Consider the following 15,519-nt stretch of genomic DNA (forward strand, 5'->3'; position numbering starts at 1 on the left):
CTCGGGCGCTGACGATCGGCGTGCGCGATCGCCCCGAGCCTAACGCGCGCCCCGCACTCCCCCTCGTACACCCGTGTGCGCCCGTGCGCCCGCGTACGGGCGGCGGGGGCAGGGCATGCACTGGGCGTCGGGAGGGGGCTTCGTCATGCATGGACCTGCTCTGTCCGGCTGGCTGCTCGTGACGCTCTGCGCGGCCAGCGGGGCGTACTGCCTGCTGCGCATGCGCCGCAGCGCCGGGGACGAGCGCCGGACGGCGGGAAGCGAGGCCGTGATGGGCTTCGGGATGGCGGCGATGGCGCTGCCCGTCTCGCCGCCCGACGCGACATGGCCGTACGTGACGGTGTTCGGGCTCGCGGCGCTGCTCGGCCTGCTGGGTGCGGTGCGGGGCGGCGCCCACCACCTGCACCATCTGGTCGGCTCGCTGGCCATGGTCTACATGGCGGTGGCGATGGCGTCCCCGCCGGGCGCGGCGGGGGCGCACGCGGGTCACGGGGCGGCGGGCGGCGCGGGCATACCCCTGGTGACCGGCGCGCTGCTCGCCTACTTCGGGGTGTACGTGCTGCGCTCGGGCACCCGGCTGGTGCCGGCGGCGGGGCCGGCCCGCGCCCCCGGAGCGGCGGGGGCGGGGGGCGGGAGCCTGGGGGGCGGCGCCGAGCTGACGCTGGCGTGCCGCCTTTCGATGGCCCTCGCGATGCTGGCGATGCTCCTGACGCTCTGAGGTAAACGTGGCGTGCGTCACTTGATCCGCAAGGCCATACCCCCGCGGAGTACCGGACTCATAGGCTGGCGCCATGTTGGTCTCCCTCGCGCTGCTCGCGCTCGGCGTCCTGACCGCCGCGGTCGCCCCGCGGCTGCTGTCGCGGGCCGACTGGGCGGAACGGGAGCCGGTGGTGGCGCTCTGGGTGTGGCAGTGCGTGGTGGCCGCGGTGCTGCTGAGTTTCGCGCTGTCGATGACGTTCAGCGCCGCCGCGGCCTGGCAGGCGGTGCGCGGCCAGGTCTTCGCGCCCGCCCCGCGGGCCGTCATCGAGGCGTACGAGCTCGGCGCCAGCCGGCCCTGGTCGGCGGTGCTCGCCGTGCTGCTCGCGGCGGGCGGGCTGTGGACCGGCGCGATGCTGGGCCGCGAGATCGGCCGGGCGCGGGCCCGCCGCAGGTCGCGCCGCTGCGAACTCCTGGTGCGGTCGCCGATGTTGCCCGGCGAGGAGGCCGCCGACAGCCAGCGTCTGGTGATCCTGGAGGGCGAGCGCGCGGACGCCTGGTTCCTGCCCGGCGGGACGCCCCGGCTGGTCATCACCACGGGGGCGCTGCGCCGTCTGAAGGGCCGGCAGCTCGACGCGGTCCTGGCGCACGAGCAGGGGCACGCGCGGGCGCGGCACGACTGGCTGCTGCACTGCTCGGCCGCGCTGGCCGACGGCTTCCCCGGGGTCCCGGTCTTCGCGGCCTTCCGCGGGCAGATGCACCGGCTGGTGGAGCTGGCGGCGGACGACGTGGCCTCGCGCCGCTTCGGCCGACTGACCGTCGCCCTCGCCCTGGTCGAACTCAACGAGGACCGCGGGGTGTTCGGTCCCGGCACGACCCCGGACGCCGACCTGCCCCAGCGGGTGAACCGCCTGCTGGCCGCCACCCCCCGCCTCACTGCGGCCCGCCGACTCCGACTGACGGCCGCGGCGGCGCTGGTCCCGGTCGTCCCGGTCCTGGTGGCGTTCGTGCCGGCGCTGCGGGTGCTCGGCTAGGGCCTGCCGCCGGCCGGGCCTGCCGCTCGGTGCCCGCCGGTCGACACCCCGGCCGGGGGCCCGGACGCACGGGGTCGCGAGGGCGTCGGGCAGGATCGGGCCCATGCGCATCTCCGCCGCCGTCTCCGGCGCCCTGGCCGTGCTGCTGCTCGTCCTGGTGGCCGTGGGATGGCCACCGCTGCTCTCGCTCGACCGGCAGGTCGCGGAGTCCCTGCACCGCAGCGCGGTGGCCGAGCCCGGGTTCACGCACCTGAACCGGGTGCTGTCCGACTGGGTCTGGGACCCGTGGACCATGCGCGCCCTGGCCGCCGTCGCCGCGGGCCTGCTGTGGTGGCGGCGCGAGCGGCTGATGGCCCTGTGGGTCGCGGGCACCAGCCTCCTCGCAGCGGCCCTCCAGCAGGGGCTGAAGGCCCTGGTCGGCCGGGAGCGGCCCAGCTGGACGGATCCGGTCGACTCGGCGAGATACTCGGCGTTCCCCTCCGGGCACGCCATGACGGCGATGGTCACCTGCGGGCTGCTGCTGTGGGTGCTCGCGCTGCACTGGCGCGAGGGGTGGCGGGGGTGGGGCACCATCGCCGGCGCGGCCGTGGTGTCGGTCCTCGGAGTGGGCTGGACCCGGGTGTACCTGGGCGTGCACTGGCCCTCGGACGTGGTGGGCGGCTGGCTCCTGGGCTGGACCTGCGTGGCCGCGGCGATCGTCTCGTACCGTGCGGCGGACCGGCGGCGGACCCCGCCACCGGAGACGGACCCCGGGAGCAGAATGGGAGAAAAGGGATGAAGCCGCCTGTCCTGGACGATCCCCCGCGTCGCCCAGAACAGACGGCATATCCCGCTTCCGGCCACGAGGGCGCGACAGCAGGACGCGCTGAGTATATTGGCTGCGAGCCAGTCAACGCAGGAGTCCAGCATGTCCCCGCGTAGCGCACAGGTCAATGAAGAGCTTCGGAGGCGCTCCCGCGAGCGGATCCTGCAGGCGGCCGTGGAGCTGGTCTCCGAGCGTGGCTACGAGGCCACGACCCTCGCGGACATCGCCGAGCGGGCCGGTTCGGCGCGCGGCCTCATCTCGTACTACTTCCCCGGCAAACGCCAGCTCCTGCAGTCCGCCGTGCACCGGCTGATGCATCTGACGCTTGCGGACGCGCTGGAGCGCGAACCGCGCACGGAGGACGGCCGGGAGCGCCTCGCCCGGGCCATCGACGCGATCCTGGGCCTGGCCCGGGATCGCCCGGTGCTGATGCGGACGCACATGGCGGGCATCCTGCAGGCGGAGGGCTTCGTGCAGTGCCCCGAGCAGCAGCGGCTCGCGGAGCTGCTGCGGGACACCGTGGCCCGGTACGGCTCCGCGGACGTGGACACGGACTATCCGCTGCTGCGGGCGCTGCTGATGGGAGCGGTGGTGGCGGTGCTGCTGCCGGGGGCGCCGATGCCCCTGCCGCGGCTGCGCTCCGAGCTCTTCCAGCGGTACGGGCTCGGCTGGGAACAGGGCATGCCGCCGGACGGGGGGCCGCCCGACGGCATGCGGGACCTGCGTACGGGGTTACCGGACCGGGCGGCCCGGGTGCCGCGTCAGTCGTCGAAGTCCTCGAAGTAGTCGGGCTGCGTCTGGACGTTGAGCTCGTCCATCCGCACGCGCGCGGCCTTGTCGGTGCGCTTGTCGCGCAGCTTCAGGACGTCGAAGCCCTTGGCGATGTCGTTCGAGTAGATGTGGCCGTTGTAGTAGTAGGCCGACCAGGAACCGCCGGTGGCCAGGGTGGTCGCGGAGACCGGGCCGCGCTCGAAGTAGGCGATCTCCTTCGGGCGGCTGGAGTCGGTGAAGTCCCAGACGGAGACACCGCCCTGGTACCAGGCCTGGACCATGATGTCCTTGCCCTTGACCGGGATGAGCGAGCCGTTGTGGGCGACGCAGTTCTCGGTGTCGGCCTGGTGGCGCGGGATCTTGAAGTAGCTGCGGAAGACGAGCCTGCGCTTGTCGCCCTTGCCGACGATGTCGTAGATGCCGTCCGCGCCGCGGTGGGGGCCGACGGTCGCGTTGCAGGTGGGCGCGCCGCCGCCGCCGAGCTCGTCGGTGAAGACGACCTTGTCGGCCCGCTGGTTGAAGGTCGCGGAGTGCCAGAACGCGAAGTTGACGTTGTCCTGGACCTGGTCGATCACCCGCGGGTGCTCCGGGTCCTTGATGTCGAAGAGGATGCCGTCGCCCATGCAGGCGCCGGCGGCCAGGTCCTCGCCGGGCAGCACGGTCAGGTCGTGGCAGCCGGTGGTCTTGGAGACGCCCGGGTTGGTGGGCGCACCGGGGTTGCCGCCGCCGTCCGGGCCCTCGCCGGGGAAGAGGACCGGGAAGTTGACGACCTTGGCCTGTTCCGGCGCCTTGCGCGGCACCTTGATGACCGAGATGCCGTCGTGCGGGGGCTGGCAGTCGGGGAAGGCGGCGTTGGGCGAGTACGAGGAGACGTAGATGTACACGTCCTTGCGCTTGGGCACGAGCGTGTGGGTGTGCGAACCGCAGTTGGTCTCGACGGAGGCGACGTACTTCGGGTTGGCGATGTCGCTGATGTCGAAGATCTTCATGCCCTCCCAGGATTCCTTCACCGAGGCGGGCTGCGGGACGCTGGCGCAGGAGTTGTCGCTGCGCGAGGAGTCGGTGGAGAGGAAGAGCAGGTTCCCGGAGACGGAGACGTCGTTCTGGGAGCCGGGGCACAGCACCTGGGCGACGGTCCTCGGCGAGCTCGGTTCGCTGATGTCGAAGATCCGGAAGCCGTCGTAGTTGCCGGCGAAGGCGTACTTGCCCTGGAACGCCAGGTCGGAGTTGATGCCCTTGAGGGCGTCCTTCGGGATGTTGACGAGGTGTTCGATGTTGGGGCTGTGGACGATCTCGTCCACGCCGGGTATCTCACCGGCGGCGATGGCGGCGCGGGCGTCGGCCGCCTGCTCCGCGGTGACGGCTGTCTGCGCCGTGGCGTCGCCTGGGTCGGGTGTGGCGGCCGCGGGTCCGGCGGCGAGCAGACCGACCAGCAGGCCGACGGCGGCGGTCGCCACTCCCAGGCCTCTGGTCCGTGCACGCGGGGTACTCGTGGTACGCAACGAAGTCACTCCGTCCTGTCTGATGTCGCACAGTTGAACGGCGGTCGGACCCCGGCAGTATCTTCCTTGGTGTGCACATCTCAACAGATGGCAACAGAGACGTAATGAAGAAACACCCGCTCCCGCCCCTCGAAGTCGTCGAAGTGCCCGTGGAGGTCGTGTTGTCGAAGCGCCGTGTCCGTGGAGCAGCCGCCGGAGTGCTCGCCGCCGCCGCCCTGTTCGCGCTCGCCGCCTGCGAGTCGGACCCGGCCGCGGGAGCCGCCGCTCCCCGGGCCGGGACGTCGAGCGGCCCCGTGGTGGTGGCCCCGGGCAAGCCGGGCGAGCCGGCGAAGAGGCTCACCCCCGAGGAGGCGGCCCGGCTGATGCCCGACGAACGCCCCAACGGCGCCGACTTCCGCTACGTCCAGATGATGATCGAGCACCACCGGCAGGCGCTCACGATGACCGCGCTGGCGCCGGGGCGGGCCGGGTCCGCGAACGTGCGGAAGATCGCCGAGCGGATCGCGGCGGCGCAGGGTCCGGAGATCGGTGCCATGGAGGGCTGGCTGAAGAACAACGGCGGTCCGCGTCCGCAGGCCGGCCACGACCACCACGCCATGCCGGGCATGGCGAGCGAGGAGCAGCTCGCCGCCCTGGGCGCGGCCAAGGGAAAGGCGTTCGACGCGCTCTTCGTCAAGTTGATGATCACCCACCACGAGGGGGCGGTGACCATGGCGGGCGAGGTGCTCAGCCAGGGCAACAACGTGCTGGTGGAGGAGATGGCGAACGACGTGATCGCGCAGCAGACGGCGGAGATCAACCGGATGCGCTCGCTGTAGGGCGGCCCGAAGGCCTCGACGGTGCCATGCTGGAAGCCTCCCGGCAGGAAGGGGGCCCCTCGTGCTGCGTGTCGCCGTCGTCGGCTCGGGACCCAGCGGGGTCTACACCGCCCAGGCGCTGGTCCAGCAGACCGCGGTGCCCGGGGTGAGGGTGCACGTCCTGGACCGGCTGCCGTGCCCGTACGGCCTGGTGCGGTACGGGGTCGCGCCCGACCACGAGAAGATCAAGTCGCTCCAGGGCAATCTGCGGGCAGTCCTGGAGGACGAGCGCGTCTCCTTCCTCGGCGACGTGGAGGTGGGGGCGCGCGGACTGACCCCCGCCGCGCTCCTGGAGCTCTACCACGCGGTGGTGTACTGCGTGGGCGCCGCGCGCGACCGGCGGCTCGGGGTGCCGGGCGAGGAGCTGCGGGGCTGCTTCTCCGCCACGGAGTTCGTCTCCTGGTACAGCGCGCACCCGGACTCCGCGCGGGACGCGTTCGCCCTGGACGGGCCCGCCGCGGTGGTCGTCGGCGCGGGCAACGTGGCGGTGGACGTGACCCGCCTGCTGGTGCGGCGGGCCGCGGAGCTGGCGCCGACCGACGTGCCGCAGGGGGCGCTGGAGGCGTTGGCCGCCAGCGGGGTGCGGCACGTGCACATGGTGGCCAGGCGCGGGCCCGGGCAGGCGAAGTTCACCACCAAGGAGCTGCGCGAGCTCGGTGCGCTGCCCGAGACCCGGGTCTTGGTCGACCCGGCGGAGCTCGCCCTCGACCCCGCGTACGGCGACCCGGCGGCCCTGCCCGCGGTCAACCGGCGCAATCTGGAGGTCGTCCGCGGCTGGGCGGCGGACGGCGGCGCCCCGGCCCCTCGGGACATACGGCTGCGGTTCTTCCTGCGACCGGTGGAGATCCTCGGCGCGGACGGCCGGGTCACCGCGGTCCGCTTCGAGCGGACCGAACCGGACGGCGAGGGCGGTGTGCGGGGCACGGGCCGGTACGAGGAGATCGCGGCCGGCCTCGTGCTGCGGGCCGTCGGCTACCGGGGCCGGGCGCTGCCCGGGCTGCCGTTCGACCCCGCGCGGGGCACCGTGCCGCACGAGGAGGGGCGGGTGCTGCGGGACGGCGCGGTCTCGCCCGGGGAGTACGTGGCGGGCTGGATCAAGCGGGGCCCGACGGGGGTGATCGGCACCAACCGGCACTGCGCCAAGGAGACCGTGGAAGCGCTCCTGGCCGACGCCCCGGCCCTGGCCCGCCGCCGGGTCGCCGCCGATCCGGGGGCCCGGCTGCGGGAGCTGGGGCACACGCCGGTGCCGTGGACGGGCTGGCTGGCGATCGAGCGGGCGGAGGCCGCCCTGGGCCGCTCGCTGGGGCGCGAGCGCGTGAAGATCCCCGACTGGGAGGGACTGCGGGCGGCGGCGCGCGAGGCCTGAGGGCCTGGGGGCACCGAGACCCGGCCTCCGCGCCGGGCGGTCCCGCTAGGGAGCGCCCTCGGTGCTGCCGCCCCCGAGGCGCGCCGCCTGGGCTCCGGCCGCCGTCAGGACGCTGTCGAGGAGACCGGGGAAGAGCGCGTCGAGGTCGTCGCGGCGGAGCATGTTGAGCTTGGCGGTGCCGCGGTAGATCTGCTGGACGACGCCGCTCTCGCGCAGCACCCGGAAGTGGTGCGTGCTGGTGGACTTGGTGACCGGCAGGTCGAAGTACGAGCAGCTGAGCTCGGCGCCGGACTCGGCGAGCGCCATGCAGCGCACGATCCGCAGCCGGACGGCGTCCGACAGGGCGTGCAGCACGGCTTCGAGCCGGATGTCCTCGCGGGCGGGGTGCTCCAGGACTCTGGGGTTGGTCGCGGTCGTCACGGCTGCGGCTCCACTTCTGTCCGGGGTGCGTGCTGCCGGGCGGCTCTCGGGAATCTGTGCGGTCATTGTACGAGCATCCTCGTAGTTTGACAGGCGCCGTACTACGATGAGTATCGTACGAACCCCCCTCCAGGCAGTACCGCAGACGCCGAAACGGAGTCCGTCATGAGCACCGCCCTCTTCGAGCCCCTCAGCCTGAGGTCCCTGACCGTCCCGAACCGGGTGTGGATGGCCCCCATGTGCCAGTACTCGGCGGAGCAGACGGGCCCCCGCGCGGGCGTCGCCGGCGACTGGCACTTCGCCCACTACGCGGCCCGTGCCACGGGCGGCACCGGCCTGATCCTGACCGAGGCGACCGCCGTCGCCCCCGAGGGCCGGATCAGCCCCGCCGACCTCGGCATCTGGGACGACGTCCACATCGAGGGCCTGCGGCGGATCAGCACCTTCCTGAAGGAGCACGGCACCGTCGCGGGCATCCAGCTCGCCCACGCCGGGCGCAAGGCCTCCACCAACCGCCCCTGGGAGGGCCGTGGTCCCGTCGACCCGGCCACCGGTCTCGCCTGGCAGCCCGTCGGGCCCAGCCCGGTCGCCTTCGCCGAGGACCACCCCGTGCCGACCGAGCTGACCACCGAGCAGATCCACGAGGTCGCCCGCCGGTTCGCCGAGGCGGCCCGGCGCGCGCTCGCCGCCGGCTTCCAGGTCGTGGAGGTGCACGGCGCCCACGGCTACCTCATCGGCGAGTTCCTCTCCCCGCACAGCAACCACCGCACCGACGCCTACGGCGGCTCCTTCGAGAACCGCACCCGCTTCGCCCTGGAGGTCGTGGACGCGGTCCGGGCCGAGTGGCCCGAGGAGCTGCCGCTGTTCTTCCGCATCTCCGCCACCGACTGGCTCGACGAGCAGGGCTGGACCGCCGACGACACCGTCCGCTTCGCCGCGCTGCTGCGCGAGCACGGCGTCGACCTGCTCGACGTGTCCAGCGGCGGCAACGGCGGCCCGGCCCGGATCCCGGTCTCCCCCGGCTACCAGGTGCCGTTCGCCGCCCGGGTCAAGGCGGAGACCGGGCTCCCCGTCGCCGCGGTCGGACTGATCACCGAGAGCGGCCAGGCCGAGAAGATCGTCGCCAACGGGGAGGCGGACGCCGTCCTGATCGGCCGCGAGCTGCTCCGCGACGCCTCCTGGGCCCGTCGCGCCGCGCGCGAGCTCGGCGCCGAGACCCATGCGCCGGCCCCGTACGCCTGGGCGATCTGAGCGCTCAACACGCCCCCCACCTGGGGCGCAGCCGCCTCCGGGGGCCGTTGTCAGTGCACGGGTGCAGACTGGCCCGTATCCGTGACAACGGCGTCCTGGAGGTGTCGGCATGTCCGACGTGCTACTGACCGTAGGCACTCGCAAGGGTCTGTTCATCGGCCGCGGCCGCGACGGCCGATGGGAGTTCGACCCACCCCATTTCCACGCCCAGGCGATCTACTCGATCGGGATCGACACCCGCCGCCCGGTCCCCAGGATCCTGGTGGGCGGGGACAGTTCGCACTGGGGCCCGTCCGTCTTCCACTCCGACGACCTCGGCGCCCACTGGACCGAGCCCGCCCGGCCCGCGGTCAAGTTCCCCCAGGACACCGGCGCCTCACTGGAGCGGGTGTGGCAGCTGCACCCGGCTCCGGCCCACTCCCCCGGCGTCGTGTACGCCGGGACCGAGCCCGCCGCGCTGTTCCGGTCGGCCGACGGCGGCGAGTCCTTCGAACTGGTCCGCCCGCTGTGGGAGCACCCGACCCGGGACCGCTGGGTGCCGGGCGGCGGAGGCGAGGCGGTGCACACCGTCGTCACCGATCCGCGCGACCCGGACGCCGTGACGGTCGCCGTCTCGACGGCGGGCGTCTTCCGCTCCCGCGACGGCGGGGCGAGCTGGGCGCCGTCCAACGACGGGGTGTCCGCGGTCTTCCTGCCCGACCCGCACCCGGAGTTCGGCCAGTGCGTGCACAAGATCGCCCAGGACGCGGGCGACCTGGACCGGCTCTACCTCCAGAACCACTGGGGCGTGTTCCGCAGCGACGACGCGGGCGGCCGGTGGACCGACATCGGCTCCGGGCTGCCCTCCGACTTCGGCTTCGCCGTGGCCGCCCATCCGCACCGCCCCGACACCGCCTACGTCTTCCCCATCAACGCCGACTCCGACCGCGTCCCCGCCGGGCACCGCTGCCGCGTCTACCGCACGACCGACGCCGGCGAGAGCTGGGAGCCGCTCACCAAGGGCCTGCCCGAGGGCGACCACTACGGCACGGTGCTGCGCGACGCCCTGTGCACGGACGACGGCGACCCGGCGGGCGTCTACTTCGGCAACCGCAACGGCGAGGTGTACGCGAGCGCCGACGACGGCGACAGCTGGCAACTGCTCGCCGAACACCTGCCGGACGTGCTGTGCGTGCGGGCGGCGGTGATCGACTGAGGGGCCGGGCGTCCCACTGCGCCAGTAGAGTGACGGGCGTGGCAGCACGACCGTTGAACGAAATCGTCGAGGCCGGGTGGGCGCAGGCGCTCGCACCGGTGGCCGAACGCATCGCCGCGATGGGCGACTTCCTCCGCCAGGAGGTCGCCGCGGGGCGCACCTACCTGCCGTCCGGAGCCAATGTCCTCAGAGCCTTCCAGCAGCCCTTCGACGAGGTGCGGGTCCTCATCGTCGGCCAGGACCCCTACCCGACGCCGGGGCACGCGGTGGGCCTGAGCTTCTCCGTGGCGCCGGACGTGCGTCCGGTGCCGCCGAGCCTGGACAACATCTTCCGCGAGATGCACCACGACCTCGGGCACCCGCGCCCCTCGAACGGCGATCTGACCCCGTGGACCCGGCAGGGCGTGCTGCTCCTCAACAGGGCGCTCACCACGGCCCCGCGCAAGCCGGGCGCGCACCGGGACAAGGGCTGGGAGGCCGTCACCGAACAGGCCATCCGGGCGCTCGCCGCGCGCGGCAAGCCGCTGGTGTCGGTGCTGTGGGGCCGGGACGCCCGCAATCTGCGCCCGCTCCTCGGCGACCTGCCCGCGATCGAGTCCTCGCACCCCTCGCCGATGTCGGCGGACCGCGGCTTCTTCGGCTCGCGGCCCTTCAGCCGCACCAACGAACTACTGCTCCGCCAGGGCGCCCAGCCCGTGGACTGGCAGCTGCCGTGACCGGCGCCGCGGAGCAGGAGCTGGTCGTCGGCGTCGACTCGGGCGGCTCCGGTCTGCGGATCGCGCTCGCCCGCGCCGACGGCGGCCGGGTCCTCGACACGGTCGCGTCCCGGGAGCCGGTGCGCACCGGCGGGGCCGGGATCGACGCGGACCATCTCCTCGCCCAGGTGCTGCCCGCGGTGGAGGCGATGACGGCCAGGGCCGCCGCGGCCGGGTCCGCGCGGGTCGTCGCGGTCGCCGTCGGGGCGGCCGGGATGGCGACCCTCGGGGACGTCCTGCGGGCCGAGCTGCCGGGCGCCTTCGCGCGCGCCTGGGGCGTGCGGCGGCTCGCGCTCGCGGCCGATGCCGTCACCGCGTACGCGGGCGCGCTCGGCCAGCGGCCGGGCGCCGTCGTCGCGGGCGGCACCGGACTGATCGCGATGGGCACGGACCTGACGGGGTGGCGGCGGGCGGACGGCTGGGGGCATCTGCTCGGCGACTGCGGCAGCGGCGCCTGGATCGGCCGCGCCGGGCTCGAAGCGGCGATGCGGGCGTACGACGGGCGGCACGGGGGCTCTGACGAGCTCCTCGCCCGCGCCACGGAACTCTTCGGTCCGGTGGCCGGGTTGCCGGGCTCGCTGTACCCGCGCAGCGACCGGCCCGCCGTCCTCGCCTCCTTCGCACCGGCGGTGGCCGACCGCGCCGCCGCGGGCGACCCGGTCGCGGCGGCGATCCTGGAGCGGGCCGCGACGCACATCGCGGAGGCGGCGGCCGCCGTCTGCCCGCCCGAGGACGAGGTCGAAGTGGCCCTCACGGGCGGGCTGTTCAAGATGGGCGAGCCGCTGCTCGGTCCGCTGCGCGGCGCGCTGGGCGCGCTGCTCCCGCGGGCGCGCGAGGTGCCCGCCACGGGCGATCCCCTCGCGGGCGCGGTGACGATCGCCGCCGCGCTGGCCACCGGGACGCTCCGGCTGCCCGAGGATCCACGCCTGCTCGAAGTCACCAGGTAAACGGCGGTTCCCGGCGGTTCGGACATACAGGGGCAGAAGTCGCCCAGCCGCACCTCACCGAACTGCGCGGCAGGCAAAACCAGTAGCATGCGGCGCCATGAGCTCCCCCACTGGGCCCACTCCCGGCCTGCCTGTACGAATGCCGCGTCCCCGCCAGCCCGGACGGCACCGGCGCCCCGAACCCGTGGTGGCGCCCGAGGGTGCGCCCGCGCTCGTTCTCGCCGTTCCCGGCGTCCCGTCGGCCGCCATACGCTCGCTGGCCGAGGAGGTCGTGAGCATCGCGCGCTCGGAGCTGCCCGGCCTGGAGGCCGTGATCGGCTACCTGGACGGCGACGACGCCACCGAGTTCCCGACCCTGGCCTCGGTCCTCGCGCGGGCCGAGGCGGTGCGCACCGAGCGGTACGAGCTGGCCGTGGCGGCCGGCCGCGAGGTCGCCGCCCCCGAGGGCCCGGCCGCGGTCGTGGTCCCGCTGCTCGCCGGCCCGGACAGCGCCCTGCTCCGGCAGATCCGCCAGGCCGTGATGGACGGCGGCAACACGGCGAAGCTGACCGATGTGCTCGGTCCGCACCCGCTGCTCGCCGAGGCCCTGCACGTACGCCTCTCCGAGGCCGGTCTGGCCCGTGCCGACCGTGCCCGGCTCTTCACGGTCGCCACGGCGGCCGACGGCATCATCCTGGCGACGGTCGGCGGCGAGGAGGCGGTCCAGGCCGCCGGGATCACCGGCATGCTGCTCGCGGCGCGCCTCGCCGTCCCCGTGATGGCGGCCGCGCTCGACGAGGAGGGCTCCATCGCCGCGATCGCCGAGCAGCTGCGCGGCGCCGGCTCGGAGCAGCTCGCGCTCGCCCCGTACCTGATCGGCCCGGAACTGGCCGAGGGTCTGCTGGAGGCGGCCGCCAAGGAGGCGGGCTGCGCGACGGCGGAGGCGCTGGGCGCCTACCCGGCGATCGGCAAGCTCGTGCTGTCGCAGTACGCGTCGGCGCTGGGGATCAGCGCGCAGCAGGGTTCGCCGGTCCACTGAGGTCCGGTTCGGACGGACGACCGTGACGGGAAGGGCCCGCACCGGACATCTCCGGTGCGGGCCCTTCCCGTGCGTGGCGGTGCGGCGGTTCAGCCGAAGACGACGCAGGAGGCCGCGGGGGCCGGCACCGATCCCGTACGGGACGGCAGGCCGGTCTCCGGGTCGACGGTGAACCAGGTGACGTCGCCGGAGCGCTCGTTCGCCGCGTAGAGGTGGCGGCCGGAGGGGCCGAGGGCCAGGTCGCGGGGCCAGTGGCCGCCGCAGGGCACGGAGGCGGCCAGGCGGGTGCTCTCGCCCGACCGGTCGAGGGCGAGGACCGCGAGGGTGTCGTGGCCGCGTACGGCGGCCCACAGGAAGCGCCCGTCGGGGGCGACCACGACCTCGGAGGGGTAGCAGGGCCCCGCGGCCCCGTCGGGGACGACGGGGGTCTCGCCGAGCGGTTCGAGGGCTCCGGCGTCGGCGTCCCAGCGGCAGACGGTGAGCGTGGGCTCCAGCTCGTTCAGCACGTAGGCGTGGCCGCCGGCCGGGTGGAACGCGAGGTGGCGGGGGCCGGTGCCGGGGCGCAGCGCGGTCGTGCCGTGCGGGCGCAGCGCGCCGGTGGCGGGGTCGAGGGCGCTGATCGTGACGGAGTCGGTGCCGAGGTCCACGGCGAGCACCCAGCGGCCGCTCGGGTCGGGCAGCACCTGGTGGGCGTGCGGGCCGTCCTGGCGTCCGGCGACGGGACCCGAGCCCTCGTGGCGCGCCTGGTCCGCCGGGGGCTTCAGGCTTCCGTCGGCGGCCAGGGGCAGGGAGGTGAGGCTGCCGGAGCCGTAGTTCGCGGTGAGGACGTGTCCGGCGACGACGGCGAGATGGGTGGGCCCGGAGGCCTGGACCGGCACGGCGGCGCCGAGCGGGCGGGGCGTGGGCTCGGTGACGTCGAAGGCCGCCGCGGCGCCCTCGGCGGTCTCGGAGACCGCGTACAGCACCCGGCCGCCGGGGCCGAGGGCGAGGAACGACGGGTCGGCGACGTCCTCGCTCGCTCCGACCGGGCTCAGCGCGCCGGTGTCCGCGTCCACCTCCGCGACGAGCACGCCCCGGCCGCCGGCCGAGGTGAACGATCCGATGTACGCCCGCGTCCCGCGTGTGTCGCCCACGGCGCCTCCCCTGTCCGCTGTTCGCCGGCCGGTCACGGCAGACCGGCCTTCGTCCGGCCGACGTTAGCAGGCGGTCTAGACCAAGCGGGGTCAGTCGCGGGTCGCCGGCCGGTCAGGCGGCCGGGACCAGGGGGGCGCGGGGCGAGGTGCTCAGGGGAGCCGCCAGGTCGACGAGGGCGCGCTCCAGGCCGTGGAGGTGGTGGAGGGCCGCCTCGGCGCCGGGGTGGTGGGGCGGCGCGGCCGCCACGGTGGCCCGGCGGGGGCGCGTCGCGTCGGCGGACGGGACGAGGGCGTGGACGGCGGCCTCGACGCGCCAGGCGGCGGCGACGAGGCGGGCGTCGTGCGAGGCGTCGGGGTCGGCCGCGACGGCGGCGAGCCCGCGGGACTCCCGGGCGCAGTCGTCGAGCAGCGCCAGGACCCGGCGGGCACGGGCCTTGCGGGCGCGCAGCGGGCTCAGCGGATGGACGAGGGGGGCCAGGGTGAGGCGGGCGCGGCCGAGCAGCAGGTCGAGCTCGGCGGCGTGCGGGGCGGGGTCGGCCTCGGGGTCGCCCGCGAGGCGCCGGGCGGCGGCCGTGGTGCAGGCGTGGACGGCGCTCACGGCCCGCTGGATCCAGGCGTTGGTGGCGGCGTGCGTGGTGACGGGCAGCAGTGCGACGCCGACGGCGGCGCCGAGGGCGCCGACCGCGGTCTCCTCGAAGCGGAGCAGCAGCAGCCCGGGGTGCAGCACGCCCATGAGCCCGTACAGGAGGCCGGCCATGACGGTGACGAAGAACATCATCCAGCTGTACGAGAGGGGCGCCGTGTAGAAGATCCCGAAGACGCACACGGCGACCAGCGCGGCCGTCGGCGCGGGGGCGCCGCCCAGCGGCAGGGCGATGAGCAGTCCGGCCGCGATGCCGGTGACGGTGCCCACGACCCGGCGGAAGCCGCGGACGAGGGTCTCGCCGCGCGAGGCGGTGTTGACGAAGATCCACCAGGCGGTGCCGACGGCCCAGTACCAGCGCTCCTGGGACAGGAGCTGCCCCGCCGCGAGGGCGACGGCGCAGGCGGCGGTGGCCTGGAAGGCCTGCCGGGTGGTGGGCCGGGCGAGGCCGGTACCGGGCAGCGGGGCGGGCGCGGCGGGCGGCGGGACCCGCCGCTCGATGCACCAGGCGACGAAGCGGACGCCGCTCGCCGTGCCGAGCGCGAGCAGCACGGCGGCGTACAGCTCCGGCAGCTGCCCGGGTACGGCGTGCAGGAACTGCGTCACGAAGAACTGCATGAAGGCGAAGATGCCGAGCGCGTGCCCGCGCGGCCCCCAGCGGCGCGCGTACACGCCGGCGAAGACGACCAGCAGCCAGGCGGAGTCGCGCAGCAGGGGCAGCCCGTGCAGCGCCGTCGCCAGCGCGAGGACCGGGAATCCGGCCAGCGGCAGCAGGGCCGTGGTGACGGCCTGGCGGCGCACGGTGGGGTCGCCCACGGTGAAGAGCGCCAGGAGCGCGGCGAGCCCGGCGGTGATCGAGGCGGTCAGGGAGAGTCCGGCCAGTTCGGCCACGGCGACGGAGAGGCCGACGCCGAGCACGGCCCGCGAGGCTACCCGCAGCCGCACCTTGCCCGGATCGGGCGCCACGCACACCTGCCTGAACAGCCGGCCCCCGGCCGCCAGGCCCTTCTTCACGACGGTCGTCCCGCCCCCGCTGCCGTACACACACCCTCTTCGTCGTCGCGCTCGTGAATGTTCGAGATGTCTCGTGAGGTCTTCGGACATGGCGATGGCGCCGCGGGTCCGG

15 protein-coding genes are annotated in these 15,519 nt (G+C 74.7%); 11 read left to right on the forward strand and 4 right to left on the reverse strand.

The genetic code is table 11. The features are described from left to right. Positions 1–145 precede the first annotated feature (145 nt). From ACH414_RS18035 to ACH414_RS18050, 4 genes are all read left to right on the forward strand, one after another. Positions 146–718 (forward strand): DUF5134 domain-containing protein, encoded by a 573-nt coding sequence (locus ACH414_RS18035; protein WP_398942405.1) that lies wholly within the window; start codon positions 146–148, stop codon positions 716–718. A gap of 73 nt (positions 719–791) precedes the next feature. Next, positions 792–1,730, forward strand: coding sequence for a M56 family metallopeptidase (locus ACH414_RS18040; RefSeq protein ID WP_391768863.1), 939 nt, complete (start codon positions 792–794; stop codon positions 1,728–1,730). 103 nt (positions 1,731–1,833) lie between these two features. After that, positions 1,834–2,508, forward strand: a complete 675-nt coding sequence (locus tag ACH414_RS18045) for a phosphatase PAP2 family protein (protein WP_386566795.1) — start codon at positions 1,834–1,836, stop codon at positions 2,506–2,508. A 129-nt stretch (positions 2,509–2,637) separates the two neighbouring features. After that, complete coding sequence (locus ACH414_RS18050) at positions 2,638–3,321, forward strand: TetR/AcrR family transcriptional regulator (protein WP_391768864.1); 684 nt, start codon at positions 2,638–2,640, stop codon at positions 3,319–3,321. Here the strand turns inward: ACH414_RS18050 and ACH414_RS18055 are convergent. Further along, positions 3,297–4,817 carry an LVIVD repeat-containing protein gene (locus ACH414_RS18055; protein WP_382533871.1) on the reverse strand — a complete coding sequence of 507 codons (1,521 nt, stop codon included), beginning with the start codon at positions 4,815–4,817 and terminating at the stop codon, positions 3,297–3,299. The two genes, ACH414_RS18050 and ACH414_RS18055, sit on opposite strands and share 25 nt — an antisense overlap. 95 nt (positions 4,818–4,912) lie before the next feature. Here ACH414_RS18055 and ACH414_RS18060 point away from each other — a divergent pair, with 95 nt between their 5' ends. After that, the gene (locus ACH414_RS18060; protein ID WP_391768865.1) at positions 4,913–5,626 is read left to right on the forward strand and encodes a DUF305 domain-containing protein; all 714 of its coding nucleotides are present in this window, start codon (positions 4,913–4,915) and stop codon (positions 5,624–5,626) included. Between the two features lie 61 nt (positions 5,627–5,687). Next, the gene (locus ACH414_RS18065; protein ID WP_398942407.1) at positions 5,688–7,031 is read left to right on the forward strand and encodes an FAD-dependent oxidoreductase; all 1,344 of its coding nucleotides are present in this window, start codon (positions 5,688–5,690) and stop codon (positions 7,029–7,031) included. A gap of 45 nt (positions 7,032–7,076) precedes the next feature. Here ACH414_RS18065 and ACH414_RS18070 read toward each other — a convergent pair whose 3' ends face one another. Further along, on the reverse strand, positions 7,077–7,451 hold the full coding sequence (locus tag ACH414_RS18070) for an ArsR/SmtB family transcription factor (RefSeq protein ID WP_382533865.1): 375 nt from the start codon (positions 7,449–7,451) through the stop codon (positions 7,077–7,079). Between the two features lie 165 nt (positions 7,452–7,616). On the opposite strand from ACH414_RS18070, the gene ACH414_RS18075 reads away from it, so the two are divergent. The 5 genes from ACH414_RS18075 (at position 7,617) to ACH414_RS18095 (ending at position 12,617) form a co-directional block, all read left to right on the forward strand. Further along, a complete protein-coding gene (locus ACH414_RS18075; RefSeq protein WP_398942409.1) occupies positions 7,617–8,702 on the forward strand; it encodes an NADH:flavin oxidoreductase/NADH oxidase in 1,086 nt (361 codons plus the stop codon). Positions 8,703–8,811: 109 nt separating this feature from the next. Then, complete coding sequence (locus ACH414_RS18080; RefSeq protein ID WP_382533862.1) at positions 8,812–9,897, forward strand: WD40/YVTN/BNR-like repeat-containing protein; 1,086 nt, start codon at positions 8,812–8,814, stop codon at positions 9,895–9,897. Positions 9,898–9,935: 38 nt separating this feature from the next. Then, on the forward strand, positions 9,936–10,613 hold the full coding sequence (locus ACH414_RS18085) for a uracil-DNA glycosylase (protein WP_382533860.1): 678 nt from the start codon (positions 9,936–9,938) through the stop codon (positions 10,611–10,613). Next, the gene (locus tag ACH414_RS18090; RefSeq protein WP_398942411.1) at positions 10,610–11,599 is read left to right on the forward strand and encodes a BadF/BadG/BcrA/BcrD ATPase family protein; all 990 of its coding nucleotides are present in this window, start codon (positions 10,610–10,612) and stop codon (positions 11,597–11,599) included. The genes ACH414_RS18085 and ACH414_RS18090 overlap by 4 nt, the downstream gene beginning before the upstream one ends. A 97-nt stretch (positions 11,600–11,696) precedes the next feature. Beyond that, the gene (locus ACH414_RS18095) at positions 11,697–12,617 is read left to right on the forward strand and encodes a sirohydrochlorin chelatase (protein WP_382533856.1); all 921 of its coding nucleotides are present in this window, start codon (positions 11,697–11,699) and stop codon (positions 12,615–12,617) included. Between the two features lie 89 nt (positions 12,618–12,706). On the opposite strand, the gene ACH414_RS18100 is transcribed toward ACH414_RS18095, so the two are convergent. Together ACH414_RS18100 and ACH414_RS18105 are read right to left on the reverse strand one after the other, a co-directional pair. Further along, positions 12,707–13,750 carry a lactonase family protein gene (locus ACH414_RS18100; RefSeq protein WP_382533854.1) on the reverse strand — a complete coding sequence of 348 codons (1,044 nt, stop codon included), beginning with the start codon at positions 13,748–13,750 and terminating at the stop codon, positions 12,707–12,709. Positions 13,751–13,862: 112 nt separating this feature from the next. Continuing rightward, positions 13,863–15,365 (reverse strand): FUSC family protein, encoded by a 1,503-nt coding sequence (locus ACH414_RS18105; RefSeq protein ID WP_398942625.1) that lies wholly within the window; start codon positions 15,363–15,365, stop codon positions 13,863–13,865. Between the last annotated feature and the right edge of the window lie 154 nt (positions 15,366–15,519).

Origin of the sequence: Streptomyces sp. NPDC020422 (genome assembly GCF_044386705.1) — a bacterium.
GTDB lineage: Bacteria > Actinomycetota > Actinomycetes > Streptomycetales > Streptomycetaceae > Streptomyces.